The following is a 23,663-nucleotide window of genomic DNA, read 5'->3' on the forward strand; positions in this document are numbered from 1 at the left end:
GGCTTACTGGCGGTAGCTTCTGAGGAAGGTGCCGATGCGCCCGATGGCCTGCTCGAGTTCGTCGACCCGGGGCAGGGTGACCACCCGGAAATGGTCGGGCCAGGGCCAGTTGAACGCCGTGCCCTGGACGATCAGCAGCTTCTCGGAGAGCAGCAGGTCGAGCACGAACTTCTCATCGTTGTGAATCGGACAGACCTTGGGGTCGATCTTTGGGAAGGCGTAGAGCGCCCCCATGGGCTTGACGCAGCTGACCCCGGGGATGTCGTTGAGCAGCTCCCAGGTACGGTTGCGCTGTTCCAGCAGGCGGCCGTTGGGCAGGACCAGGTCGTTGATGCTCTGGTAGCCGCCCAGGGCGGTCTGGATAGCGTGCTGGCTCGGCACGTTGGCACACAGGCGCATGTTGGCGAGGATATCGAGGCCTTCGATGTAGCTCTGCGCCCGTTGCTTGGGCCCGGAAATCGCCACCCAGCCGGAGCGGAAGCCGGCGACCCGGTAGGATTTGGACAGGCCGTTGAAGGTCAGGCAGAGCACATCCGGCGCCAGCGAGGCGGTGGAAATATGCTGGGCCTCGTCATAGAGGATCTTGTCGTAGATTTCGTCGGAGAACAGCACCAGGTTGTGCTGGCGCGCCAACTCGACGATGTCCGCCAGCACTTCCTTGGAGTAAACCGCGCCGGTCGGGTTGTTCGGGTTGATCAGCACCAGGGCCTTGGTATTGGGCGTGATCTTGGCGCGCATGTCCGCCACGTCGGGGAACCAGCCGGCCTGCTCGTCGCACAGGTAGTGCACCGGCTTGCCGCCGGATAGCGCCACCGCCGCGGTCCACAGGGGGTAATCGGGGGCCGGGATCAGCACTTCGTCGCCGTTGTTGAGCAGCGCCTGCATGGCCATCACGATCAGTTCGGAGACGCCGTTGCCCAGGTAGATGTCTTCGATGCCGACGCCTTCGACCTGCTTTTGCTGGTAGTACTGCATCACCGCTTTGCGCGCGCTGAACAGGCCCTTGGAATCGCTGTAGCCCTGGGCGGTGGGCAGGTTGCGGATCACGTCCTGAAGGATTTCCTCCGGCGCTTCGAAGCCGAAGGGGGCGGGGTTGCCGATGTTCAGCTTGAGGATGCGATGGCCTTCCTCTTCCAGGCGTTTGGCGTGCTTGAGCACCGGCCCGCGAATGTCATAACAGACGTTGGCGAGCTTGTTGGATTTGCTGAACTGCATGTAAATGATCCCGAATAGAGGAAACCCCCGCTGAATAACGCTGTAAAAGTCTCGATTCGGCGAGTCTTGGCAGCGGGTAACGCGGGTGACAGACTGGGGTCGAATGATACGTGGCGGCCCGACCTTGGCAAAGGTACTGGTCGGGCTTTTTTCAGTTGAGGAGACCTGCCGTGGACAAGCTCGAGAAACCCCTGGAAGCCTGGCGTGAAGAGTTGTCGGATGCCCAGTTCCATGTCTGCCGCCTGGGCGGCACGGAGCGGGCCTTCACCGGCGAATACCATGACAGCAAGATTCCGGGCACCTATCACTGCGCCTGTTGTGGTACGGCGCTGTTCGATTCGCAAGCCAAGTACGACTCGGGCAGTGGCTGGCCCAGCTATTTTCAGCCGGTGAGCCAGGAGGCGATCATCAGCCAGGATGACTTCAGTCATGGCATGCACCGCATCGAGGTGAAATGCGCCAAGTGCGATGCCCATCTGGGCCACGTGTTTCCCGATGGCCCCAAGCCAACCGGCCTGCGCTACTGCATCAACTCGGTAGCGCTCAAGCTGGTGCCGCGCGAGTAACGCTCGATTCGGTGCCTGGGGTGGCTGTGGCCGGTCATTGGCCGGCCTTATTTTGCGGCAATTAGATTGCGTACGATTTAATTGCTCGCTATGGTGCTGTCGAATTCCTCTCCACACAGGCGCTATCCCCATGAGCAACGAACTCTTCGATATTCCCGTCACCACCATCAAGGGCGAGCAGAAGACCCTGGCCGACTTCGGCGGCAAGGCCGTGCTGGTGGTCAACACGGCCAGCAAGTGCGGCTTCACCCCGCAGTACAAGGGGCTGGAGGCGCTGTGGGAGCAATACAAGGACCAGGGGCTGGTGGTATTGGGTTTCCCCTGCAACCAGTTCGGCAAGCAGGAGCCGGGCAATGAGGGGGCGATTTCCGAGTTCTGCGAGCTGAACTTCGGCGTCAGCTTTCCGCTGTTCAAGAAAGTCGAGGTCAATGGTGCCAACGCCCATCCGCTGTTCGTCCAGCTGAAGAAGCGGGCGCCGGGCCTGCTCGGCAGTCAGGGCGTGAAGTGGAATTTCACCAAGTTCCTGATCAGCGCCGACGGCAAGGCGGTCAAGCGTTTCGCCCCGGCCACCAAACCGGAAGACCTGAGTGCCGAGATCGAAGCCCTGCTCAAATGAACCAGGCTGCCATCGATGAAGATGAGGCGCTGCGGCTGGACCGGCAGCTGTGCTTCAAGCTCTATGCCGCCTCGCGGGCGGTGATCCGCGCCTACAAGCCGATGCTCGATCGACTGCAGCTGACCTACCCGCAGTACCTGGCCATGCTGGTGCTGTGGGAGTGGCAGCAGACGCCACCGTCGCAGCCGACGGTCAAGGCACTGGGCGAGCGCCTGATGCTCGACTCCGGAACCCTGACCCCCTTGCTCAAGCGCCTGGAGCAGCTGGGGCTGGTGCTGCGCCAACGCTCACGAGACGACGAGCGCGAGGTGCACCTGCTGCTGACTGCCGAGGGGCGCGCGCTGCGTGAGCAGGTGGGGCCGCTGAGGGACCGGTTGCTCTGCACGCAGGGGATCGATCAGGAGGAGCTGGCCGAGCTGCACAGGCGGCTAAGCGGCCTGCTGGATCGCTTCACGGGGTAACCCCGGCCGGCAGCCACTGGTCGAGCAGCGCCGCCAGCTCTTCGCGGCGAAATGGCTTGGCCAGGTAGTCGTTCATGCCCGCGGCGCGGCAGCGATCGCGCTCGTCGGGCAGGGCATTGGCGGTCAGGGCAATGATTGGCAGTGCCGCGTTGTTTCTGCTCTGGCGAATCCGGCGGCTGGCCTCGTAGCCGTCCATGACCGGCATATTGCAGTCCATCAGGACCAGGTCGACCGGCTCCTGTTCGAGCAGGCGCAGGGCATCGCCGCCATGGTTGGCCAGCAGCACCTCGCAGCCGAGCTTGATCAGCATGCCTTTGGCTACCAATTGATTGACCGGGTTGTCCTCGACCAGCAATACCCTGGCCTGACGCCCGCTGTGCGGTTGCGCCTCGGCTGAGGCGATGACGGCTTCCATCGGCTCCTGCAGGCCCTGGCGCAGGGCATGCAGTAGAGCCTGGCGCGACAGGGGGCGGGCAATCTGTTCGAGTGGTGCGAGGGCGCGCGCCTGCTCCTCGGGCAGAAAGCTGCCGTAGGCGGTGACCAGCAGTATCGGTGCGCTGCAGTGCGGGCGCAGGCCGGCCAGGCACTCCGGGCAGTCGCTTATCAGCAGGTCGGCCGCCACCTCGCGCAGGCTGGCGTCGGTGTCCAGTCGTTGATAGTCGAGCCCCCACAGGGGCAGCAGGCTGCCGAGCAGCTCGCTCAGGCCCGAGTTGACCGAGCTGAGTGCCACCACCCGGCCGCTCAGGTGCGGCAGTGGCGCTGGCGGGCAGTGACTGGGCAGGGGCAGCTCGACGCTGAATTGGCTGCCGAGGCCTTCTTCGGAGGTCAGGCTGAGTTGCCCGTGCATGGCTTGGCTCAGGCGGCGCGCCAGGGCCAGGCCAAGGCCGGTTCCGCCGAACTGGCGGGTGATGCCGAGGCCGGCTTGGGCGAATGGCTGGAAGATGCGTGCTTGGGCTTCCTTTGCAATGCCGATGCCGGTGTCGCGAACCAGGATGCTGACCCCGTTCGGGCTGGCGCTGGCGCGGATGTCGACGCGGCCGAAGCGGGTGAACTTCAGCGCATTGGCCAGCAGGTTGCTGACGATCTGCCGCACCCGGGTCGGGTCGCCCAGTACTTGAGCCGGCAACTGCGGGTCGATCATGCAGGTCAGTTCGGTGCCGGGCGCGGCGTTCTGCGAGAGCAGGCTGGCGGTGTCCTCGACCAGGGCGCCGAGGTCGAAGGGAATGCTTTCGAGCTGCAGTTGGCCGGCCTCGAACTTCGACAGGTCGAGGATGTCGTTGAGCAACTCGACCAGCACCTTGCCCGAGTCGTGGGCGATGGACAGCTGTTGGCGCTGTTCCTTGCTCAGGGGGCCATCCAGGGACAGGGAAAGCATGCCGAGCAGGCCGTTGAGTGGGGTGCGGATCTCGTGGCTCATGTTGGCGAGAAAGGCCGAGCGGGCCTGCGCCGTGTCCATGGCATTGCGCCGGGCCTGTTCCAGCTCCCGGTTGGATTCGAGCAGCCGGGCGTTGGTGGCCTTGAGTTCGGTGGTGCGCGCCGAAACGATGTTCTCCAGTTCGCCGAGGTACTGGGTGAGGCGACTCTCCGCTTCGCGGCGCTGTTCGATCTCGCTGGCGATGCTGGACAGCTGTTGGTTGGTGACATCCACCAGGATGCCGATTTCGTCGCGCTCGTGACCGTGCGGGCAGGGCAGGCGCTTGCGATCGGGGCTGTGCAGGTCGCGTTCGCTCAGGGCGCGGATCAGTTCGGTCAGTGGTTTGGTGAGCATGAAGTAGAACAGCACCAGCAGAATCAGCGAGAGCAGCAGACTGCGTACGAAGCCGCTCAGCAGCGTGAGCACCGCGCGGCGCAGGAAGCGATTGCCGAAGGCGAAGGTGTCGACCTCGAGACGCAGGGCGCCGAGGGCCTCCTCGGGCGCATGGCTGACGAACAGCGGGGTCTCGAACTGGCGTTTTTCGCCGAACAGGAAGTCGCTGAATACCCGGTAGCCACTGGTGCTGGGCGGACGGGCGACGGAGGCCAGGGGCATGCCGTCGTTGTCGATGATCTGCGCCCGGGTCACCGCGGGCGAGCGGAGCAGGCCCAGCACCAGCTCCTGAGCCAGTTCGGCGTCGATGTTGTAGGCGATGCGCGCGGCGGGGTTGTGGCTGATCTCCATCAGGGCGCCAATTTCGCGGTTGATGGAGGCATCTTCACTGGCATAATCGATGCCCACCTGGATCAGGCTGAGCGCGGTGCCAAGGATAAAGGCGACCAGCACGGTCAGGCCGGCCTGTTTGAACGACAGCCGTTGGGTAAGCGATATATCCATAAGTAGTGGGCTGGTCCATGTTCGCGCGCTTGCCTAGCATAGCCCATCTCATTTGCCGGCTGGCAGCCGTGTGGTCGGGTCAGCGGCAAAAAATCGAGGAGTAGTCGTGGATTCCCGTTTAAGCGTTTTTCTCCAGCGCGCCGAGCATGTGCTGGCGCGGATAGAGCCGTTGCTGCCGGTTCAGCGCGCCGATATCGATTGGCAGCAGACGCTGGCGGCGCGCTGGCACCGCGAAGGGCGCGGTGGCTATCTGCAGCCATTGCAGATCAGTCTCGACCTGGGCCTGGCCGACCTGATCGGCGTGGATCAGCAGCGCGAGCAACTGGCGCGTAACACCGCGCAGTTCGTGCGTGGCTTGCCGGCCAACCATGCCTTGCTCTGGGGCGCGCGGGGAACCGGGAAGTCGTCGCTGGTGCGTGCGCTGTTGAGCGAGCATGCGGCGTCGGGGCTGCGTCTGATCGAGATCGAGCGTGACCAGCTGGCCGATCTGCCGCGCCTGGTCGAGTTGCTGGTCAGGCTGCCGCAGCGTTTCGTGCTGTTTTGCGATGACCTGTCGTTCGAGGCGGGCGAGGGCGATTATCGGGTACTCAAGAGCGTGCTGGACGGTTCGCTGGAGCGCGCCCCGGAGAATGTTCTGCTGTATGCCACCTCCAATCGCCGTCATCTGCTGCCCGAGCGCGAAAGCGACAACCAGAACTGGCAGCGGGTCGACGGCGAGTTGCACCCGAACGAGGCCGTGGAGGACAAGATCGCCCTGTCCGATCGCTTCGGCCTGTGGTTGTCCTTCTATCCCTTCACTCAGGAGCATTTCCTGCAGGTCGTGCGTCACTGGGTGGCGGTGCAGGCCGGCGTGGCGGCGCTGGATTGGCAATGGAGCGAGGAGCTGGAGAAGGCGGCCATCCGCTGGGCGCTGGGGCGTGGCAATCGCAACGGGCGCTGTGCCTACCAGTTCGCCCGGCACTGGGTCGGGCTTCGACTGTTGGAGCGTCAGCGATGATCGACCTGCGCCAGGCTGGTCACGGGCTCAGTGGTTATCCGCTGCTGGCGGCGCAGCTGCAGGCCTTGTTGGCCGGCGAGCGCGACTTCATCGCCAATGCCGCGCAGTTTTCCGCCTTTCTCTTCCAGGAACTGGCCGACCTGAACTGGGCCGGTTTCTATCTGGTGCGCGGCGATGAATTGCTGCTGGGGCCCTTCCAGGGTCGCGTGGCCTGCGTGCGCATACCCATTGGGCGTGGGGTGTGCGGAGTGGCGGCGGCCACCCGGCAGACGCAGCGGGTCGATGACGTGCATGCGTTTGCCGGACATATCGCCTGCGACAGCGCCTCCAACAGCGAGCTGGTGGTGGCGCTGCTGAAGGACGATCGCCTGATCGGTGTGCTGGACCTGGACAGTCCGAAGCTGGCGCGTTTCAGCGCCGAGGATCAGGCCGGAATCGAGTGGCTGGCCGAGTTGTTTCTGCAGCTCAGCGACTGTTGAGGCGGGCGGCTCTGGTCTAGGCGCTGAACTTGGCGAGGGGTTTCAGTTCTGCCGGCAGGATGGCCTGCATCGAGGCGCGCTGCTGGATTCGGGCGAACAGCGCCGCCAGGTTCGGCCAGCGCCGAGCGTCGAGCTGCTCGCCACCATGCTGCATGTTCTGTAACTGGCAGGCGAATGCCAGGTCGGCCAGGCTGAGGCGGTCGCCGACGAAGAATTCGGCGGTACCCAGGGTGCGTTCCAGGTAGTCGAAATGGCCCGGCAGTTTCTCTTCCAGGGCGCTGCGTACGGCCTGCTCATCACACGATTTGCCCATGCTCGGCTTGAGCACGCGGTTGCGGAATACGCCAAAGGTGCACAGTGGGGCCAGCTCGTAGTCGGCATACTTCTCCAGCCAGCGTACTCGGGCGCGAGCCTGGGGATTCTGGCCGAGCAGGGGTGTGCAGGCGGGATACTGCTCCTCCAGGTACTGACAGATCACGCTGGAGTCGGCCAGGTTGAAGTCGCCATCTTTGAGCGCAGGAATGCGTCCCAGCGGGTTTAGTTCCCGGTACCAGTCCGGCTGACCGAACGGCAGAACCATTTGCAGTTGGTAGTCCAGGCCTTTTTCCCCCAGGCACAGACGCACCTTGCGGACGAAGGGGGAGAGCGGGGCGCCAAACAGGGTCAGGCTCATGGGTGTCCTTGCTTGCTCGGGGTGGGGAAGTGGTTCAATCGTAGATGTTCTTCTTCTTCCAGTCTTCCTCTGACTCCAGGGCCTTCAGGCCCTCGGTCAGCTCGCTGCTGTCCTCGGCATCGGCGCTGGGCGTGTTGCTGTTCAACACCAGCGCATTGGCGCGGGCGAGCTGGCCCTCGAACTGCTTGAGCTGAGCCTGGTAGCGAGCCGGGTCTGGCTGCTTGCGCAGGAATTGTACGCCGCGCTCGAATGCCAGGCGTGCCTGGCCGGGGTGATTCTGCTGCAGGCCTTGCTGGCCTAGATTGGCGAACAGCTCCAGATGTACTTGCACCAGCATGTGGCGAATCTCGCCAACCCATTGCTTGGCTTCTTTGCCCGGTAGCAAAGCTTCCTGGGCGGCACGGGTGATCTGCCCGTGGAGGTTTTCCAGCTGAAAGCGCACTTCCTTGGCCTGGGCCTCGGTGAGAATGGGTTGCACCGGGTTGCGCACGGCAATCGACTCGCCCTGGTCGACCAGTTGGCGCAGCTCTTCGAGGCGTGAGCGTATGTCGGCGCTGCCTTTGTCCAGCGCCAGTAGGCGTTCGAGCAACTGCAGCTGCAGGCGGCTGAGCAGGAGCTTCAGCGGGGCCGTCATCAGCTGGCCGGGTATGGCCTCGCAGACATTGGCGCAGCGGCGGACACGATCGCTCAGGTCGGCTTTCAGGCGGGCCTTTTCCAGTTTGTTCTTCTCGACCATTTGATTGACAAAGGCGATGAGGATCAGGATGGCGATGCCGCTGACGATCAAGAGGGTAATCACGAGTGGGGACATCGTTATGGTCTCTCGAATACTGGATTTTCGCCCGAGTGTAGTGCCTTAGCCATCGGGCTGATAGAGCAGCCTCATAAACAGGCCTGAAGTCATTGATTTTAAAAAAAAATTACAGAGAGGTTGACGGCCTCGCAGATGCTCCATAGAATGCGCGCCACTTCCAGCGCAATGCCTCTTGGTGTTGAGTCGGAAGTCGGGAAGTAAGCAGTCTTCCGGGCAATGTCCCCTTCGTCTAGTGGCCTAGGACACCGCCCTTTCACGGCGGTAACAGGGGTTCGAGTCCCCTAGGGGACGCCACTTCCTGTTGGGAAGTGTGTTGTTTAGCGGGAATAGCTCAGTTGGTAGAGCACGACCTTGCCAAGGTCGGGGTCGCGAGTTCGAGTCTCGTTTCCCGCTCCAATTTTCAAGGTGTCGCCCGGCAGGCGGTGCCTGAGTCGGCCAAGCCATGGGCTAAGCTGACGGTTAAAGTTCCAGGTCCCCTTCGTCTAGTGGCCTAGGACACCGCCCTTTCACGGCGGTAACAGGGGTTCGAGTCCCCTAGGGGACGCCAATTTGCTGTAGAAAGTCTGTTGTAACGCGGGAATAGCTCAGTTGGTAGAGCACGACCTTGCCAAGGTCGGGGTCGCGAGTTCGAGTCTCGTTTCCCGCTCCATATTTCAATGCATAGCAACGACAACGCCGCTCATCGAGCGGCGTTGTCGTTTCTGCGCTTTCGTATTGCCGCAATGACCCAAGGCCCGCCGGCAATGCCGCGCGGGCTTTGCTATGGGCGCGTCTTCAGTGCTTGCTGCTTTGTGGCGGCAGGGCCAGCAATTGCTTTTCCTGATTCCAGTCGAAGGGTTCGTCGTTCTCCTGCGCTTCGAAGCGGCGCTCGTCGAGGCGCTGGAACAGCTCGATTTCTTCGTCGGGCATGAAGTGCAGGCAGTCGCCGCCGAAGAACCACAGCAGGTCGCGCGGCACCAGATGAGCAATCTGCGGGTAGCGATGGAAGATCTGGCTGATCAGATCCTGGCCAAGATAGAGGCTGGCCTCGGTGTCTTCCGGCAGCTGGCTGAGCAGTTCATCGAAGCGTTCGAGGAACAGCGCATGGCTGTCGTCGAGAATCTGTTCGGCTTCGCCCAGGGCGACCAGGATGCCGCGCAGGTGGGCGAGCAGGGCGAGATGGTGATCGAGGTAGGCGCTGGCCATGGCGAGAGTCCTGTTGAGTAAAACGGGCGCGGGAGTATAAGACCCCCGGCGCCCGCTGTCCCGTCTGCCGGTACGCCGATCAGCGGACCTTGCCGCGACCGAGCTTCAATTCGTCCTTGGCGAAGTCATCGACGTCGATCACCCGACGCCGCGCGGCGTCCAGCTGCTGCAAGCTCTGGGCTTGCTCGCGGGTCAGGCAACCGGCCTCGACTGCCGTCTCGAGCAGGTCTTGCCCCGGCGCTTCTTTCACCTGTCCAGCCTTGAGCGCCTGCTGCAGCTGCTGGCGCGCGGCTTGAGTCGCCTGCAGCAGGTCCTGCGCCTGCTGCAAGGCGGCGACCGGTTCGGCTTCGGCCTGCGGGCGATGGCAGCCCTCGAGCAGCAGCTCCAGGGCGGGATCGCCGCGGTTGCGCCCGAGAATCTCGGCCACCTGGGCATCCAGCTTGTCGCTTGGCCCTTTGTGGCGGCGGCCGAAAGGAAATACCAGCAGGCGCAGCACCCAGCCCAGCGAGCGTTCGGGGAAATTGCCGAGCAGCGCATCCAGGGCCTGCTCGGCCTGCTGCAGGCTGTCCTCCAGGGCCCAACGCAGCAGGGTGCGCGAATGATCCGGATAGTCCAGGTCGTGGTAGCGCTTGAGGGCAGCCGAGGCCAGGTAGAGGTGGCTGAGGGCATCGCCCAGCCGTGCCGACAGACGTTCGCGGCGTTTCAGCTCGCCGCCGAGCAGCAGCATGCTGCAGTCGGCGAGCAGGGCGAAGGCGGCAGCCAGGCGGTTGAGGGCGCGGAAATACGGCTGGCTGAGGTTGTCGCCCGGCACTGCACCGAAGCCGGCGAAGCTCAGGCTGAGCAGCAGGCTGCTGGCGGCGTTGCCGACGGCGAAGCCGATATGCTGCAGCAGCAGTTCATCGAACTCGCGCAGCGCCTGGTCGTGGTCCTCGCGCCCGGCCAGGGCCATCTCCTTGAGTACGTAGGGGTGGCAGCGTATGGCGCCCTGGCCGAAGATCATCAGGTTGCGCGAGAGGATATTGGCGCCTTCCACGGTGATCGAGATCGGCGCGGCCTGCCAGGCCCGTGCCAGGTAGTTGTTCGGGCCCATGATGATGCCCTTGCCGCCATGCACGTCCATGGCGTGACTGATGCATTCGCGGCCGCGTTCGGTCAGGTGGTACTTGAGGATCGCCGAGAGCACCGAGGGCTTTTCCCCCAGATCCACGGCGTTGGCGGTGAGGATGCGCGCGCTGTCCATCAGCCAGGCATTGCCGCCGATTCGCGCCAGGGCCTCCTGGATGCCCTCGAAGGCGGCCAGCGGCACGTTGAACTGCTCGCGCACCTGGCAGTACTGGCCGGTGACCAGGCTGGCGAACTTGGCCGCGCCGGTGGCGCCGGCTGGCAGGGAGATGGAGCGGCCCACCGACAGGCAGTTCATCAGCATCATCCAGCCCTTGCCGAGCATGGCCTGGCCACCGATCAGGTAGTCCAGGGGGATGAACACGTCCTTGCCGGCGTTCGGCCCGTTCATGAAGGCGGCGCCGAGGGGCAGGTGACGGCGGCCGATCTCCACCCCGGGGGTGTCGGTTGGCACCAGGGCCAGGCTAATGCCGAGGTCCTCCTCCTCGCCCAGCAGGTGGTCGGGGTCATAGGCCTTGAAGGCCAGACCGAGCAGGGTGGCCACCGGGCCCAGGGTGATGTAGCGCTTCTCCCAGTTCAGGCGCAGGCCTATGACCTCTTCGCCCTGCCATTGGCCCTTGCAGACGATGCCGCTGTCCGGCATGGCGCTGGCGTCGGAACCGGCCAGCGGGCCGGTCAGGGCGAAGCAGGGAATGTCTTCGCCGCTGGCCAGGCGCGGCAGGTAATGCTGACGCTGTGCATCGGTGCCGTAGTGCAGCAGCAGTTCGGCCGGGCCCAGGGAGTTGGGCACCATGACGGTGGAGGCCAGGTCGCCGCTGCGGGTGGCCAGCTTCATGACTACCTGAGAGTGGGCGTATGCGGAGAAGCCCTTGCCGCCATATTCCTTGGGGATGATCAGGGCGAAGAAGCCGTGCTCCTTGATGTGCTCCCAGGCCTTGGCGGGCAGGTCCAGTTGCTGGCCGATCTGCCAGTCGCTGACCATGGCGCAGAGTTCCTCGGTGGGGCCGTCGAGAAAGGCCTGCTCCTCGTCGCTCAATTGTGCCTTGGGGTAGGCCAGCAGCTTGTACCAGTCCGGGCGGCCGCTGAACAGTTCGCCGTCCCACCACACGCTGCCGGCCTCGATAGCCTCGCGCTCGGTATCCGACATGGGCGGCAGCACCCGTTGAAACCAGGCGAACAGCGGCGCAGTGAGCCATTTGCGACGCATCTCCGGCAACACCAGGGGCAGCGCAACGCCCAGCCAGAGCAGCCAGAACAGCGCCAGCAGCCACCCGGGCGCGTGGCTGAACAGGCCCATGGCGAGCAGGTAGGCGGCCACGCCGGCGAGGGCGGGCAGCGGGGCGCAGCGGCGGTGGGCGAGATAGGCCGTGCCGAATGCCAGCACGAGCAACCAGACAGCGAGCATGCACAATCCTCCATGGAAATCGCCGTGACGGCGACTGTGATCAGCTTAGTCGGCATCCCGACAGGATGGCGACAAGGGCGGTGAGCTTGGCCGAATCGTCATGACATGGGCGTGATCGCCTTGATTAGACTGGTGGCCAGTCCCGGGAGTACTTCCTCATGCGCGAATTCCTCGACCCAGCTCGCTTCATCGACAGTGACCACCCGGCGGTGGTGGAGTTCGCCGAACAGAACCGCGGCCGCAGCGACGACCCTGGCGAGCAGGCGGTGGCGCTGTACTACGCGGTGCGTGACGGCGTGCGCTACAACCCCTACGTGTTCAGCCGCGACCCGGACACCCTGAAGGGCAGTCACGCGCTGCTCAGCGGGGAAAGCTACTGCGTGCCGAAAGCCACGCTGCTGGCGGCCTGCGCGCGCCACTGCGGCATTCCGGCGCGAATCGGCCTGGCCGATGTGCGCAACCACCTGGCGACCCCGCGCCTGCTGCAGTTGCTGCGCAGCGAGGTGTTCGCCATGCACGGCTACACCGAGTTGTACCTGGACGGTCGCTGGGTCAAGGCGACCCCGGCCTTCAATCTGGACCTGTGCCGCCTGTTCAAGGTCGCGCCGCTGGAGTTCGATGGCCTCAGTGATAGCGTGTTTCACCCGTTCAACCAGCAGGGCGAGCGCTACATGGAGTACCTGGCCGACCATGGCCAATTCGCCGACCTGCCGGAGCGTTTCTTCTTCGCCCACCTGCGCAACTGCTATCCGCACCTGTTCACCGCGCAGGCGTCATTGGCAGGCGGTGACCTGCATGCCGAGGCGCGGGGCGAAGGTGGGCGCGATTAGCTGCCGGCGCCTGCCGGGCGCGCCTGCCCGGCAGGCCGCTCACCCCGGGCTCAACGCGCGGGGGCGAAGCCGTAGTTCTGGTAGCCCGGCTCTAGCTGGCCCGAGGCGTTGCGGTAGGCGCTACCCGCCGCCGCGCTCTGGCCGTAGATCTGGATGGCCGGCGCGGCGCTCGAGCCGGGGGCATAGGCATAGTTCAGGTAGCCGGGCTCGTGGTAGCCAGCACCCTGTTGCGCCTGCGCCGGGCTCGACTGCGGGGCATAGTCATAGTTGAGGTAACCCGGCTCCCTGTAGCCTGGCGCGCTCTCGGCCGCGGCAAGGCCGGTGCTCAACGCCAGGCCGGCGATGGCCAGGGGAGCAAGATAAGCGTTCATGAGAACCTCCCATCGATTGCACTTGAGTGGCAATTCATTAGAGGGCCGTGCGCCTCGATTGTTACCCGCGGTGGGGCCGTCGCCTCGCTCGCGCGGGGTGCCGCGACCTTGGGTGATGGCAAAGATGAGGTGACGCCGGTTGCATTTGTCGGCGCCAGCCCTTATCTAACAGGCTTCCTTCGCTAAGGGCGCATTTCCCCCATGACTACCGCTCTGTCCATTCGGCAGCTGACCAAGACCTACGGTAATGGCTTCCAGGCCCTGCACGGCATCGATCTGGATGTGGCCGAAGGCGACTTCTTCGCCTTGCTCGGCCCCAATGGCGCCGGCAAGTCCACCACCATCGGCATCCTCTCGACCCTGGTAACCAAGACCAGCGGTACGGTGAACGTGTTCGGCCACGACCTGGACAAGGATCCAGCGGCCCTTAAGCGCTGCCTGGGCGTGGTGCCCCAGGAGTTCAATTTCAACCAGTTCGAGAAGGTCTTCGACATCGTCGTTACCCAGGCCGGCTATTACGGCATCCCGGCGAAGATTGCCAAGGTCCGCGCCGAGCAGTACCTGCGCCAGCTGGGGCTGTGGGACAAGCGCGATGTGGCCTCGCGCGAGTTGTCCGGCGGCATGAAGCGCCGTCTGATGATCGCCCGCGCGTTGGTCCATCAGCCACGCCTGCTGATTCTCGACGAGCCGACCGCCGGGGTGGACATCGAGCTGCGCCGCTCGATGTGGAGCTTCCTCACCGAGCTCAACCGGCAGGGCATCACCATCATCCTCACCACCCATTACCTGGAGGAGGCCGAGCAGCTGTGCCGCAACATCGGCATCATCGACCACGGCCGCATCGTCGAGAACACCAGCATGAAGGCGCTGCTGAACAAGCTGCACGTGGAGACCTTCCTGCTCGACCTCAAGGAGTCGCTGCTGGTGCCGCCGCAGTTGGACGGCTACCCGGCCCAGCTGCTCGACCACCACACCCTGCAGGTACAGGTGGACAAGAGCCAGGGTATGAGCGGGCTGTTCCGCCAGCTGGCCAAGCAGCATATCGAGGTGCTCAGTCTGCGTAACAAGACCAACCGCCTGGAGGAGCTGTTCGTTTCCCTGGTCGAGAAGAACCTGGACAAGGTGGCAGTATGAACACGACTTACCTCAACTCCGAGCTGGCCGCCAACATGGTGGCGCTGCGCACCATCGTCTATCGCGAGGTCCGTCGCTTCACCCGGATCTGGGCGCAGACCCTGCTGCCGCCGGCGATCACCATGGTGCTGTACTTCGTCATCTTCGGTAACCTGATCGGCTCGCGCATCGGCGACATGGGCGGCTTCAGCTACATGGAGTACATAGTGCCGGGGCTGATCATGATGTCGGTGATCACCAACTCCTACGGCAACGTGGTGTCGAGCTTCTTCGGCAGCAAGTTCCAGCGCTCGATCGAGGAACTGATGGTCTCGCCGGTCTCGCCGCACACCATTCTGGTCGGCTTCGTCGTCGGCGGGGTGTTGCGCGGCCTGGCGGTGGGGCTGATCGTCACCCTGCTGTCGCTGTTCTTCACCCATCTGCAGGTGCATCACCTGGGCGTCACCGTGCTGGTGGTGCTGCTGACCGCGACCATCTTCTCCCTCGGCGGCTTCATCAACGCGGTGTTCGCGCGCAACTTCGACGATATCTCGATCATCCCAACCTTCGTCCTCACGCCCCTGACCTATCTGGGCGGGGTGTTCTACTCGATCGCCCTGTTGCCGCCGTTCTGGCAGTCGGTGTCGCTGGTCAACCCGATCCTGCACATGGTCAATGCCTTCCGCTACGGCATCCTCGGCGTCTCGGACATTCGCATCGGTGTGGCCATCGCCTTCATGCTGGCGGCCACGGCGCTGCTGTATCTGGTCTGCATCCGCCTGCTGGTCGGCGGCCGGGGGATGCGCCAGTAGTACCAAGGAACGGGCTGTATTAGCGGCGTCAGCTGGCTAGACTCGACCACTACGAGTGGATGAGGTTAGCCATGGCCGCCCTTATACGTTGCATTGCTGCCGCTGCGCTGCTGTTCGCGAGCCTCGCGCTGTACGCGCGGGCAGGCGAAGGGCCGCTGGTCGAAGTGGTGCCGGTAGCCAAGGCGCTGGTCCGCGACGAACTGGTCACCTTCGGCACGCTGCGCTCGGACGAGTCGGTGATGATTCGTCCGGAGATCGACGGACGCCTGGCCCACCTGCACTTTCGCGAGGGGCAGGCGGTTGCCGCCGGCGACCTGCTGGTCAGCCTGGACGATGCCATCGCCCGTGCCGAGCTGGCCCAGGCCCAGGCCAACCTGGGCCTGGCCGAGAGCAGCTTCCGCCGCAGCCAATTGCTGTTCAGCCGCGGCGCCAGCAACGCCCAGGCCCTCGACGAGGCGCGCGCCCAGCAGCAGGCGGCCCGTGCCAGCCTGGCGCTGGCCCAGGCACGGCTGGACAAGACCCAGATCCGCGCGCCCCTCGATGGCCAGCTCGGCCTGCGCCAGGTCAGCCCCGGCGATTACCTGGAAGCCGGTCAGGACATCGTCAACCTGGAGGTGCTCGACCCGCTCAAGCTGGACTTTCGGGTGCCGCAGAAGGCGGTGGGGCAGATCCATCTGGAGCAGCGCGTGGAGGTTGGCCTGGATGCATATCCCGGCGAGCTGTTCCGCGGCCAGGTCGCGGCCATCAATCCGCGCCTGGACGAGGCTGGCCGTAGCCAGGCGATCCGCGCGCGACTGGCCAATCCCGGCCGACGGCTTAAGCCGGGACAGTTCGTGCGGGTGACCGTGATCCTCGCCGAGCGTCCCCAGGCGCTGCTGATCCCGGAGGAGGCGGTGATGCCGCTGGGCGAGCGGCTGCTGGTCAACCTGGTGGTCGAGGGCCGGGTCGAGCAGCGCGAGATCAAGCTGGGCCGGCGCCTGGGCGGTCGCGCCGAGGTGCGAGAAGGGCTGCAGGGTGATGAGACCCTGATCAGCGCCGGCTGGCAGAAGGTTCGCCCGGGTATGGCGGTACGCACCCGGCCGGCTGCGGAGGCGCTGTGACCCTGTCGGAGCTGTGCATCCGCCGGCCGGTGCTGGCCAGCGTGCTGTCGCTGGTGCTGGTCCTGCTTGGCCTGATGGCCTACCAGCGCCTCAACGTGCGCGAATACCCGAACATCGACGTGCCTATCGTCACGGTCAACGTCAGCTACCCGGGCGCCAGCCCGGAGATCATGGAGTCGCAGGTCGCCCAGCCGATCGAGGACGTGCTTTCGGGCATCGAGGGCCTGGATTTCGTCAGCTCCATCAGCCGCAGCGAAAGTACCCAGATCAGCGCGCAGTTCCGCCTCGGCAGCGATGCCGACGAGGCCGCCAACGATGTGCGCGACCGCCTCGGCCGGGTGCGCGGCCTGCTGCCGGACGAGATCGACGAACCGATCGTGCAGAAGGTCGAGGCCGATGCTCAGCCGATCATCTACCTGGCGTTCTTCAGCGAGCGGCATTCGCCGATGGCCATTACCGATCTGCTCGAACGGGTGGTCAAGGACCGCCTGCAGGTGATTCCCGGGGTCTCCGAGGTACAGATTCGCGGCGCGCGCAGCCCGGCCATGCGCATCTGGCTGGACCCGGAGCGCCTGGCCGCGCACAACCTGACCGTGCAGGACGTGGAGGCCGCTCTGCGCCGGCAGAACGTGGAGATTCCGGCCGGACGCATCGAGTCGCGCCAGCGCGAGTTCAATGTGCTGTCGGAGACCGACCTGCGCAGCGCCGAGCAGTTCAACCAACTGATCCTCGACGACTCCCAGGGCTACCTGCTGCGCCTGGCCGATGTCGGCCACGCCGAGCTGGGGCCGGCCAGCGAGCGCAGCGTGGTGCGCTACAACGGTCAGCCGGCCGTGGTGATCGGCATGGTCAAGCAGGCCACGGCCAATCCGCTGGACATCTCCAGCGGGCTCGAGGCGGCCATGCCGGAAGTACGCGCCTTGCTGCCAGAGGGCATGCAGATGGCGGTGGGGCACGACAGTTCGCAGTTCATCCGCGAATCCATCGACAACGTCTACACCACCATCTGGGAGGCGGTGGCGCTGGTCATCCTGATCATCTTCCTGTTCCTGCGTTCGTTGCGCGCCACCCTGATCCCGCTGGTGACCATCCCGGTTTCCCTGATCGGCGCCTGCGCCCTGATGGCGCTGATGGGCTTCACCATCAATACCCTGACCCTGCTGGCCATGGTCCTGGCCATCGGCCTGGTGGTGGACGATGCCATCGTCATGCTGGAGAACATCCACCGGCATATCGAGCAGGGCCAATCGCCGCTGCAGGCGGCCTTCACCGGCAGCCGCGAGATCGCCTTCGCGGTGATCGCCATGACCCTGACCCTGGCCGCGGTCTACGCGCCCATCGGCTTCATGCCCGGGACCACCGGCAAGCTGTTCACCGAGTTCGCCTGGACCCTGGCCGGCGCCGTGGTGGTGTCGGGCTTCGTCGCCCTGAGCCTGTCGCCGATGATGTGCGCGCAGCTGCTCCAGCCGCACCGGCCGGGGGCGCGGCACAGTGCGGCCTACAACCTGATCGAACGCTGGCTGCACGGCCTGAGCGATGTCTACCAGGCGTTGCTGGGGCGGGTCCTGGGGCTCTGGTGGCTGATCCTTGGGCTGCTCGCGGCGGTGCTGCTGGCCTGTGTCTGGCTGTTCACCGGGCTCAAGGCGGAGCTGGCGCCGACCGAGGATACCGGCACCATCATCGGCGTGTTCAGCGCCCCCGATGGCGCCACCATCGACTACACCAGCCGCTACGCGCGCGAACTCGAGGCCATCTACGACCAGGTTCCGGAGACCAACCGCTATGTGGTGGTGACCGGCTTTCCCACGGTGACCCAGGGCATTTCCTTTATGAAGCTGGAAGATTGGGACAGGCGCGAGCGCAGCCAGTTCGAGATTCGTCAGGCGCTGGTGCCACGGCTCGCCGACATCCCCGGCATACGCGCCTTTCCGGTGAACCGTCCGCCGCTGGGGCAGAGCGCACGCAACCAGCCGGTCAACCTGGTGGTTCGCTCGTCGCTGGAATACGCCGAACTGGAAGGCTATGTCGAGCAGCTGTTCGAGCGCCTGCGTGACTACCCGGGGCTGGAGAGTCTGGACAGCGATCTCAAGCTGAACACTCCGCAGCTCCAGGTCAGGGTCAACCGCGAGCAGGCGGTGACGGTCGGCAGCGACGTGGCGACCATCGGCCGCAGCCTGGAGAGCCTGTTCGGCAGCCGCCAGGTGACCCGCTTCAAGCGTCTGGGCGAGCAGTACGACGTGCTGGTGCAACTGGCCGAGGTCGACCGGCGCAACCCCAGCGACCTGGACCGGGTCTACGTGCGCGATCGCAATGGCGACATGGTTCAGCTGTCGAACCTGATCGAGGTGCGCGAGACGGTGGCGCCGCGCGAGCTCAACCACTTCAACCAGCTGCGTGCGGTGACCCTGAGCGCCAACGTCGGCGCCGGCCACACCCTCGGCGAGGTGCTCGATCACCTGGAAGGCGTGGCCCGCGAGATCTTCCCGGCCGATACCCTGTTCGACTACAGCGGCACCTCGCGCGAGTTCAGGGAGTCCAGCGCCGGTATCGCGCTGATCTTCGCCCTGGCCCTGGCCTTCATCTACCTGGTGCTGGCGGCGCAGTTCGAGAGCTTCATCGACCCGCTGATCATCCTGCTCAGCGTACCGCTGTCGATGGCCGGCGCCTTGCTGGCCCTGACCCTGTTCGGCGGCACCCTGAATATCTACTCGCAGGTCGGCCTGGTGACCCTGATCGGCCTGATCACCAAGCACGGCATCCTCATCGTCGAGTTCGCCAACCAGCTGTTGCACAGGGGGGTGGCGTTGCGCGAGGCGGTGCTGCAGGCCTCGGTGCAGCGCCTGCGGCCGATCCTGATGACCACCGGGGCGATGGTCCTCGGTTCGCTGCCGCTGGCCCTGGCCAGTGGCGCCGGGGCTGAGAGCCGTCAGCAGATCGGCCTGGTGATCGTCGGTGGTCTGCTGGTCGGCACCTTCTTCACCCTGCTGGTGATTCCCACGCTGTACCTGCTGCTGCGGCGCTGGCGGCCGCTGCAGGTGGAGGGCAGGGCAAGCGCCGAGACGCAGGCTGGATGACGCTCTAGCCATCCACCGAACGGCGGTGATGGATGAAAAAAGCGTCATCCGCCCTACAAGGCGGGAGCCGCTCGGCGGCTCCCCGTGCATCGACTCAGTCGACCTTGAGCACCAGCTTGCCGAAGTTCTCGCCGCTGAACAGCTTGAGCAGGGTCTCCGGGAAGGTCTGCAGGCCTTCGACTATGTCCTCCTTGGATTTGAGCTGGCCGCTGGCCAGCCAGCCGGCCATCTCCTGGGCCGCTTCGGCGAAGCGCGGGGCGTAGGTCATCACCACCATGCCTTCCATGCGTGCGCTGTTGATCAGCAACTGCATGTAGTTGGCCGGGCCCCTGATCGCTTCCTTGTTGTTGTACTGGCTGATGGCGCCGCAAATGACCACCCGTGCCTTGAACGCGAGACGGGTCAGCACGGTATCGAGAATCTCGCCGCCGACGTTGTCGAAGTACACGTCCACGCCTTTCGGGCATTCGCGCTTGAGCGCGGCGTGCAGGTCCTCGTTCTTGTAGTCGATGGCGCCATCGAAGCCCAGCTCGTCGACCAGCAGCTTGCACTTGTCGGCACCGCCGGCGATGCCGATCACGCGGCAACCCTTGAGCTTGGCGATCTGCCCGGCGACGCTGCCGACCGCGCCGGCGGCGCCGGAGATCACCACCGTTTCACCGGCCTTGGGCGCGCCGACATCGAGCAGGGCGAAATAGGCGGTCATCCCGGTCATGCCCAGAGCCGAGAGGTACAGCGGCAGCGGCGCGCGCTTGGGGTCGACCTTGTAGAAGCCCTTGGGCTCGCCGAGGAAGTAGTCCTGTACGCCGAGAGCGCCGTTGACGTAATCGCCGACGGCGAAGTCCGGGTGCTGCGAGGCGATCACCTCGCCGACGCCGAGCGCGCGCATCACCTCGCCGATGCCAACCGGCGGGATGTAGGAGCGGGCATCGTTCATCCAGCCGCGCATGGCCGGGTCCAGGGACAGGTAGGCGTTCTTCACCAGAATCTGTCCCGGACCGGGCTCATCGAGCGGGGTTTCCACGTAGCTGAAGGTGTCGCGGCTGGGCAGGCCGACCGGGCGTTGGGCCAGCAGGAATTGGCGATTGAGAATGGCAGTCATGGCAGGTACTCGCTGAACGGAAAGCATGGTGATAGCCCCTCGCCGGACGGGCGACAAGGTTTACCCCCATGCCGAATGGCATTAGATCCATTCGGCTGATGTACGGCGGCGGTGTTAATCATTCTTCTGGATGAAACGCCAACCGCTGTCCTGATAGTGCTGCCGCCTCGGCCGGCTCTCTGACTAGACTGGCCGCTGACTTTCACTCCTTGCGAGGACATGCAGATGAGCTTGAGCTTTTCCGGCCAGGTCGCCCTGGTCACCGGTGGTGCCAACGGTATCGGTCGCGCCACCGCGCTGGCCTTCGCCAACGAAGGCCTCAAGGTAGTGGTTTCCGATGTCGACGTGGTGGGCGGCGAAGGCACCGTCGAGCTGATCCGCGGGGCCGGCGGCGAGGCGATCTTCGTGGCCTGCGACGTGACCCGCGACGCCGAGGTCAAGGCGCTGATGGACGCCACCCTGGCCGCCTACGGGCGCCTGGACTATGCCTTCAACAACGCCGGCATCGAGATCGAGAAGGGCAAGCTGGCCGAGGGCAGCGAGAGCGAGTTCGACGCCATCATCGGCGTCAACGTCAAGGGCGTATGGCTGTGCATGAAGCACCAGATCCCGCTGTTGCTGGCCCAGGGCGGCGGCGCCATCGTCAACACCGCCTCGGTCGCCGGCCTCGGTGCGGCGCCGAAGATGAGCATCTATGCCGCCTCCAAGCACGCGGTGATCGGCCTGACCAAGTCCGCGGCGATCGAGTACGCGAAGAAGAAGATCCGGGTCAATGCGGTGTGCCCGGCGGTGATCGATACCGACATGTTCCGCCGCGCCTACGAGGCCGATCCGAAGAAGGGCGAGTTCGCCGCCGCCATGCACCCGGTCGGGCGTATCGGCAAGGTCGAGGAGATCGCCAGCGCGGTGCTCTACCTGTGCTGCGATGGCGCCGCCTTCACCACCGGACACGCCCTGGCGGTGGATGGCGGCGCGACGGCGATCTGATCGCCAGGTCCTTCCGAGCGGCAAAAAGGCGCCTCATCGGGCGCCTTTTTGCAGTGCGTCGCACGGGACCTGCTCTGGGGCGCGCCCTGCGCCAGCCCATCGCCATGCGGTCCGGCGTTCACAATGGCACTCTGGCCCTCTGCTGATCGACTCGAGCTGGGGCGATACCGCCGCTGCAGGCTGCCGGGTGAGTACGGTCCTTGTGACAGGTTCGGGGAAACTGCCGCGATTCTGTTCAGTCAGGTTTACAGGTTGCCATGACCTGCGCCGATTTCCCAAGCCAATACATTGATCCGTAAGGATTAACGCTATCTGGCGTAATTGTTGCTCCGTGTTCTGATACGCGAGTACTAGCGTAGCTGTCACCGTCTGTTTGTGTTCGTCATGGCTCGCCCTGGTTGTCTAGCAGCCGGTCTCAGGCAGACGGCAGCACGAATCAGAAGAGGTGATCGGCCATGAAACGGCGCGACTTCCTGACGCTCAGCATCCGTTCGGCGATGGCGGCCGGGCTGACCGCGAGCATTCCCCTGGCACTGCTGCGCAGCCACAGCAGCCATGCGGCACTACTGGCCGCCGGCCTGTCCGATCCGGCGGCCCAGCCGCTGTTCGTCAATTCGGCGCCCAATGCATTGAGCCCAGGATTCAGATACGCGGCCAGTGGCGGCAACCTGCGCATCCGTGTCGCCGAGACCGTACAGATGACCGGCTTGCTGGGGGCCGGCGGGCTGCCCGTGGCGACCCGCGTCTGGGGCTATGGCCCGCACAACGGCCCGGTGAGCTGGCCGGGGCGGACACTCGAGCTCCAGGCCAATGGGGCACCACTGGACGTCACCTGGGAAAACGAGTTGATCGATGGCGCCATGCCACTGAGCCACCTGCTGCCGGTCGACGGCAGCCTGCACTGGGTCTACTCACTGGCCGGCTACCAGCACCTGGGGATCGACACGGACGGTGTTCCCGTAGTCACCCACGTGCACGGTGGGCATAACGACAGTCCGTTCGACGGCAACCCCGAGTTCTTCTTTTCCCCGCGCTTCAAGGTCACCGGGCCGCGATGGGAGGCGCGCAGCTATCGCTATGGCGGGCCCGACTGGAACGCGGTGGCCGGCACCCTGTGGTATCACGACCATGCCCTGGGGATCACCCGGCTCAATGTCTACGCCGGCCTCGCCGGCTTCTTCATCCTGCGCGACGCGGACGACACCGGCTTGCCGGACAATCCGCTGGGGTTGCCCGCGCCCCCCTATGAACTGGGCTTCGCCATTCAGGACCGGATGTTCCGGCACACCGGCGAACTGTTCTATCCCGCCTTCCCCGGCGATCCGTTCTACGGCGATTTCATCGACGAGGAGGGGGCCGAGTTGCCGGAGGAGATCTTCCCCGGCGGCGGTCCTAGCGCGCTGGCCGAGTTCTTTGGCGACCATATGCTGGTCAACGGCGTCATCTGGCCCCGCTACGGGGTCGAGCAACGCCAGTACCGGGTCAGGTTGCTCAATGGCTGCGACAGCCGCTTCATGCGCCTGTGCTTCAAGCTGGTGATGGCCGGGGAGACCGATCCGTCCATGGGCGTGCGCCTGCCGTTTCAGGTCATCGGATCCGACCAGAGCCTGCGGCAGACGGCTGCGCAGGTCGAGCAGGCCGATTTCGCCCCGGGCGAGCGCCTCGATCTGCTCGTCGACTTCAAGGCAGTGCCCTGGGGTGCCCGGGTGATCATCGAAAACCTGCTCGGTGACGCACCCTTCGGCGGTCGCGAGCCAAAGCGCGAAGACCTGTTCCCGGACCGGCGGACCGACCGGATCATGGCCTTCGATGTGGTCGTGCCGCTCTCTGCCAGGGCGGACACCGGGATCGTCCACGGCAGCTGGCTAGGCGGCGGCGCGCCGGTCACGGCTGCCAGTCGGACCCGCAAGCTGGCCTTGTTCGAGGGCACTGACCAGTACGGGCGCCTGCAGCCGCTGCTCGGCACGGCCGAGCCGGTCATGGATGTCGCCGGCAACTGGGTCAACGGTGCGCTGGCCTGGCACAGCCCGGTCACCGAAAACCCGGATCTGCACAGCAGTGAAATCTGGGAACTCTACAACGCCACCGGCGACGCCCACCCCATCCATCTGCATCTGGTGCATTTCGAAGTCCTCGATCGCCAGCCATTCAAGGCCAGGCTGATCGAGCAGCCGCTGCTGGAGTTCGACGGCAGTTTCGGCCAAGGCTATCGCCTGGAGGACATCAAGCTGCTCGGCCAGCCCCGTGGGCCGGCGCCGCAGGAGCAGACCCGGCGCGACATGGTGGTCGCTCTGCCGGGCGAAGTCACCCGAATCAGGGCGCGATTCGACAAGCCGGGGCACTTTGTCTGGCATTGCCACATCCTCTCGCACGAGGATCACGAGATGATGCGGCCCTTCCATGTCGGCCCGGGGCCCTACTAGCTAGCGG

General features: G+C 65.1%; 20 protein-coding genes and 4 tRNA genes. 16 read left to right on the forward strand and 8 right to left on the reverse strand.

Annotated elements, in window-relative coordinates:
• Positions 1-3: 3 nt before the first annotated feature.
• On the reverse strand, positions 4-1,215 hold the full coding sequence (locus AB5S05_RS14495) for a pyridoxal phosphate-dependent aminotransferase (RefSeq protein ID WP_369288230.1): 1,212 nt from the start codon (positions 1,213-1,215) through the stop codon (positions 4-6).
• A 170-nt stretch (positions 1,216-1,385) separates the two neighbouring features.
• Here AB5S05_RS14495 and msrB point away from each other — a divergent pair, with 170 nt between their 5' ends.
• The 3 genes from msrB to AB5S05_RS14510 all read left to right on the forward strand — a co-directional run bounded on the left by msrB (position 1,386) and on the right by AB5S05_RS14510 (position 2,858).
• Positions 1,386-1,781: a peptide-methionine (R)-S-oxide reductase MsrB gene (gene msrB, locus AB5S05_RS14500; RefSeq protein WP_369288231.1), complete on the forward strand. Its 396-nt coding sequence runs from the start codon at positions 1,386-1,388 to the stop codon at positions 1,779-1,781.
• A gap of 130 nt (positions 1,782-1,911) precedes the next feature.
• On the forward strand, positions 1,912-2,397 hold the full coding sequence (locus AB5S05_RS14505) for a glutathione peroxidase (protein ID WP_369288232.1): 486 nt from the start codon (positions 1,912-1,914) through the stop codon (positions 2,395-2,397).
• Complete coding sequence (locus AB5S05_RS14510) at positions 2,394-2,858, forward strand: MarR family winged helix-turn-helix transcriptional regulator (RefSeq protein WP_369288233.1); 465 nt, start codon at positions 2,394-2,396, stop codon at positions 2,856-2,858. Before AB5S05_RS14505 ends, AB5S05_RS14510 begins: the two co-directional genes overlap by 4 nt.
• Here the strand turns inward: AB5S05_RS14510 and AB5S05_RS14515 are convergent.
• Positions 2,848-5,169 carry an ATP-binding protein gene (locus tag AB5S05_RS14515; RefSeq protein ID WP_369288234.1) on the reverse strand — a complete coding sequence of 774 codons (2,322 nt, stop codon included), beginning with the start codon at positions 5,167-5,169 and terminating at the stop codon, positions 2,848-2,850. The genes AB5S05_RS14510 and AB5S05_RS14515 overlap by 11 nt on opposite strands.
• Before the next feature lie 106 nt (positions 5,170-5,275).
• Between AB5S05_RS14515 and AB5S05_RS14520 the strand changes: the two genes are divergently transcribed.
• Both AB5S05_RS14520 and AB5S05_RS14525 read left to right on the forward strand, forming a co-directional pair.
• Positions 5,276-6,166 (forward strand): ATP-binding protein, encoded by an 891-nt coding sequence (locus tag AB5S05_RS14520; protein WP_369288235.1) that lies wholly within the window; start codon positions 5,276-5,278, stop codon positions 6,164-6,166.
• On the forward strand, positions 6,163-6,645 hold the full coding sequence (locus AB5S05_RS14525; RefSeq protein ID WP_369288236.1) for a free L-methionine (R)-S-oxide reductase MsrC: 483 nt from the start codon (positions 6,163-6,165) through the stop codon (positions 6,643-6,645). The genes AB5S05_RS14520 and AB5S05_RS14525 overlap by 4 nt, the downstream gene beginning before the upstream one ends.
• Before the next feature lie 16 nt (positions 6,646-6,661).
• Here AB5S05_RS14525 and AB5S05_RS14530 read toward each other — a convergent pair whose 3' ends face one another.
• Together AB5S05_RS14530 and AB5S05_RS14535 are read right to left on the reverse strand one after the other, a co-directional pair.
• Positions 6,662-7,318 carry a glutathione S-transferase family protein gene (locus tag AB5S05_RS14530; protein ID WP_369288237.1) on the reverse strand — a complete coding sequence of 219 codons (657 nt, stop codon included), beginning with the start codon at positions 7,316-7,318 and terminating at the stop codon, positions 6,662-6,664.
• Positions 7,319-7,352: 34 nt separating this feature from the next.
• Complete coding sequence (locus AB5S05_RS14535; protein WP_369288238.1) at positions 7,353-8,129, reverse strand: hypothetical protein; 777 nt, start codon at positions 8,127-8,129, stop codon at positions 7,353-7,355.
• Between the two features lie 221 nt (positions 8,130-8,350).
• On the opposite strand from AB5S05_RS14535, the gene AB5S05_RS14540 reads away from it, so the two are divergent.
• The 4 genes from AB5S05_RS14540 to AB5S05_RS14555 all read left to right on the forward strand — a co-directional run bounded on the left by AB5S05_RS14540 (position 8,351) and on the right by AB5S05_RS14555 (position 8,781).
• Positions 8,351-8,426, forward strand: a tRNA-Glu gene (locus AB5S05_RS14540).
• Positions 8,427-8,452: 26 nt separating this feature from the next.
• A tRNA-Gly gene (locus AB5S05_RS14545) sits at positions 8,453-8,528 on the forward strand.
• Between the two features lie 75 nt (positions 8,529-8,603).
• Positions 8,604-8,679: transfer RNA gene (locus AB5S05_RS14550), tRNA-Glu, on the forward strand.
• A 26-nt stretch (positions 8,680-8,705) separates the two neighbouring features.
• Positions 8,706-8,781, forward strand: a tRNA-Gly gene (locus AB5S05_RS14555).
• Positions 8,782-8,906: 125 nt separating this feature from the next.
• Here AB5S05_RS14555 and AB5S05_RS14560 read toward each other — a convergent pair.
• Both AB5S05_RS14560 and AB5S05_RS14565 read right to left on the reverse strand, forming a co-directional pair.
• Positions 8,907-9,317, reverse strand: a complete 411-nt coding sequence (locus tag AB5S05_RS14560; RefSeq protein ID WP_369288239.1) for a PA2817 family protein — start codon at positions 9,315-9,317, stop codon at positions 8,907-8,909.
• Positions 9,318-9,396: 79 nt separating this feature from the next.
• A complete protein-coding gene (locus AB5S05_RS14565) occupies positions 9,397-11,844 on the reverse strand; it encodes an acyl-CoA dehydrogenase (RefSeq protein WP_369288240.1) in 2,448 nt (815 codons plus the stop codon).
• 158 nt (positions 11,845-12,002) lie between these two features.
• On the opposite strand from AB5S05_RS14565, the gene AB5S05_RS14570 reads away from it, so the two are divergent.
• Entirely contained in the window at positions 12,003-12,674 is a 672-nt protein-coding gene (locus AB5S05_RS14570) for a transglutaminase-like domain-containing protein (protein ID WP_369288241.1), read from the forward strand.
• A 50-nt stretch (positions 12,675-12,724) separates the two neighbouring features.
• On the opposite strand, the gene AB5S05_RS14575 is transcribed toward AB5S05_RS14570, so the two are convergent.
• Positions 12,725-13,045 carry a hypothetical protein gene (locus AB5S05_RS14575; protein WP_369288242.1) on the reverse strand — a complete coding sequence of 107 codons (321 nt, stop codon included), beginning with the start codon at positions 13,043-13,045 and terminating at the stop codon, positions 12,725-12,727.
• A 201-nt stretch (positions 13,046-13,246) separates the two neighbouring features.
• Between AB5S05_RS14575 and AB5S05_RS14580 the strand changes: the two genes are divergently transcribed.
• The 4 genes from AB5S05_RS14580 to AB5S05_RS14595 all read left to right on the forward strand — a co-directional run bounded on the left by AB5S05_RS14580 (position 13,247) and on the right by AB5S05_RS14595 (position 19,144).
• Positions 13,247-14,179, forward strand: coding sequence for an ABC transporter ATP-binding protein (locus AB5S05_RS14580; protein WP_369288243.1), 933 nt, complete (start codon positions 13,247-13,249; stop codon positions 14,177-14,179).
• On the forward strand, positions 14,176-14,970 hold the full coding sequence (locus AB5S05_RS14585; protein ID WP_369288244.1) for an ABC transporter permease: 795 nt from the start codon (positions 14,176-14,178) through the stop codon (positions 14,968-14,970). The genes AB5S05_RS14580 and AB5S05_RS14585 overlap by 4 nt, the downstream gene beginning before the upstream one ends.
• Positions 14,971-15,041: 71 nt before the next feature.
• Complete coding sequence (locus tag AB5S05_RS14590) at positions 15,042-16,070, forward strand: efflux RND transporter periplasmic adaptor subunit (RefSeq protein ID WP_369288245.1); 1,029 nt, start codon at positions 15,042-15,044, stop codon at positions 16,068-16,070.
• On the forward strand, positions 16,067-19,144 hold the full coding sequence (locus AB5S05_RS14595; protein WP_369288246.1) for an efflux RND transporter permease subunit: 3,078 nt from the start codon (positions 16,067-16,069) through the stop codon (positions 19,142-19,144). Before AB5S05_RS14590 ends, AB5S05_RS14595 begins: the two co-directional genes overlap by 4 nt.
• 94 nt (positions 19,145-19,238) lie before the next feature.
• On the opposite strand, the gene AB5S05_RS14600 is transcribed toward AB5S05_RS14595, so the two are convergent.
• Positions 19,239-20,246: an NADP-dependent oxidoreductase gene (locus AB5S05_RS14600; protein WP_369288247.1), complete on the reverse strand. Its 1,008-nt coding sequence runs from the start codon at positions 20,244-20,246 to the stop codon at positions 19,239-19,241.
• Between the two features lie 225 nt (positions 20,247-20,471).
• Here AB5S05_RS14600 and AB5S05_RS14605 point away from each other — a divergent pair, with 225 nt between their 5' ends.
• Both AB5S05_RS14605 and AB5S05_RS14610 read left to right on the forward strand, forming a co-directional pair.
• Positions 20,472-21,233, forward strand: a complete 762-nt coding sequence (locus AB5S05_RS14605; RefSeq protein ID WP_369288248.1) for an SDR family oxidoreductase — start codon at positions 20,472-20,474, stop codon at positions 21,231-21,233.
• Positions 21,234-21,688: 455 nt separating this feature from the next.
• Positions 21,689-23,656: a multicopper oxidase family protein gene (locus AB5S05_RS14610; protein ID WP_369288249.1), complete on the forward strand. Its 1,968-nt coding sequence runs from the start codon at positions 21,689-21,691 to the stop codon at positions 23,654-23,656.
• Positions 23,657-23,663 lie beyond the last annotated feature (7 nt).

Source organism: Pseudomonas zhanjiangensis, assembly GCF_041027545.1.
GTDB classification, from domain to species: Bacteria; Pseudomonadota; Gammaproteobacteria; order Pseudomonadales; family Pseudomonadaceae; genus Aquipseudomonas; species Aquipseudomonas zhanjiangensis.

What these genes read in the sequence shown, in the direction of transcription:
- AB5S05_RS14495 (WP_369288230.1), bottom strand. Translation starts at nt 1,215, where the DNA reads ATGCAGTTCAGCAAATCCAACAAGCTCGCCAACGTCTGTTATGACATT.
- AB5S05_RS14505 (WP_369288232.1), top strand. Translation starts at nt 1,912, where the DNA reads ATGAGCAACGAACTCTTCGATATTCCCGTCACCACCATCAAGGGCGAG.
- AB5S05_RS14510 (WP_369288233.1), top strand. Translation starts at nt 2,394, where the DNA reads ATGAACCAGGCTGCCATCGATGAAGATGAGGCGCTGCGGCTGGACCGG.
- AB5S05_RS14515 (WP_369288234.1), bottom strand. Translation starts at nt 5,169, where the DNA reads ATGGATATATCGCTTACCCAACGGCTGTCGTTCAAACAGGCCGGCCTG.
- AB5S05_RS14525 (WP_369288236.1), top strand. Translation starts at nt 6,163, where the DNA reads ATGATCGACCTGCGCCAGGCTGGTCACGGGCTCAGTGGTTATCCGCTG.
- AB5S05_RS14530 (WP_369288237.1), bottom strand. Translation starts at nt 7,318, where the DNA reads ATGAGCCTGACCCTGTTTGGCGCCCCGCTCTCCCCCTTCGTCCGCAAG.
- AB5S05_RS14535 (WP_369288238.1), bottom strand. Translation starts at nt 8,129, where the DNA reads ATGTCCCCACTCGTGATTACCCTCTTGATCGTCAGCGGCATCGCCATC.
- AB5S05_RS14560 (WP_369288239.1), bottom strand. Translation starts at nt 9,317, where the DNA reads ATGGCCAGCGCCTACCTCGATCACCATCTCGCCCTGCTCGCCCACCTG.
- AB5S05_RS14565 (WP_369288240.1), bottom strand. Translation starts at nt 11,844, where the DNA reads ATGCTCGCTGTCTGGTTGCTCGTGCTGGCATTCGGCACGGCCTATCTC.
- AB5S05_RS14570 (WP_369288241.1), top strand. Translation starts at nt 12,003, where the DNA reads ATGCGCGAATTCCTCGACCCAGCTCGCTTCATCGACAGTGACCACCCG.
- AB5S05_RS14575 (WP_369288242.1), bottom strand. Translation starts at nt 13,045, where the DNA reads ATGAACGCTTATCTTGCTCCCCTGGCCATCGCCGGCCTGGCGTTGAGC.
- AB5S05_RS14580 (WP_369288243.1), top strand. Translation starts at nt 13,247, where the DNA reads ATGACTACCGCTCTGTCCATTCGGCAGCTGACCAAGACCTACGGTAAT.
- AB5S05_RS14585 (WP_369288244.1), top strand. Translation starts at nt 14,176, where the DNA reads ATGAACACGACTTACCTCAACTCCGAGCTGGCCGCCAACATGGTGGCG.
- AB5S05_RS14590 (WP_369288245.1), top strand. Translation starts at nt 15,042, where the DNA reads ATGGCCGCCCTTATACGTTGCATTGCTGCCGCTGCGCTGCTGTTCGCG.
- AB5S05_RS14600 (WP_369288247.1), bottom strand. Translation starts at nt 20,246, where the DNA reads ATGACTGCCATTCTCAATCGCCAATTCCTGCTGGCCCAACGCCCGGTC.
- AB5S05_RS14605 (WP_369288248.1), top strand. Translation starts at nt 20,472, where the DNA reads ATGAGCTTGAGCTTTTCCGGCCAGGTCGCCCTGGTCACCGGTGGTGCC.
- AB5S05_RS14610 (WP_369288249.1), top strand. Translation starts at nt 21,689, where the DNA reads ATGAAACGGCGCGACTTCCTGACGCTCAGCATCCGTTCGGCGATGGCG.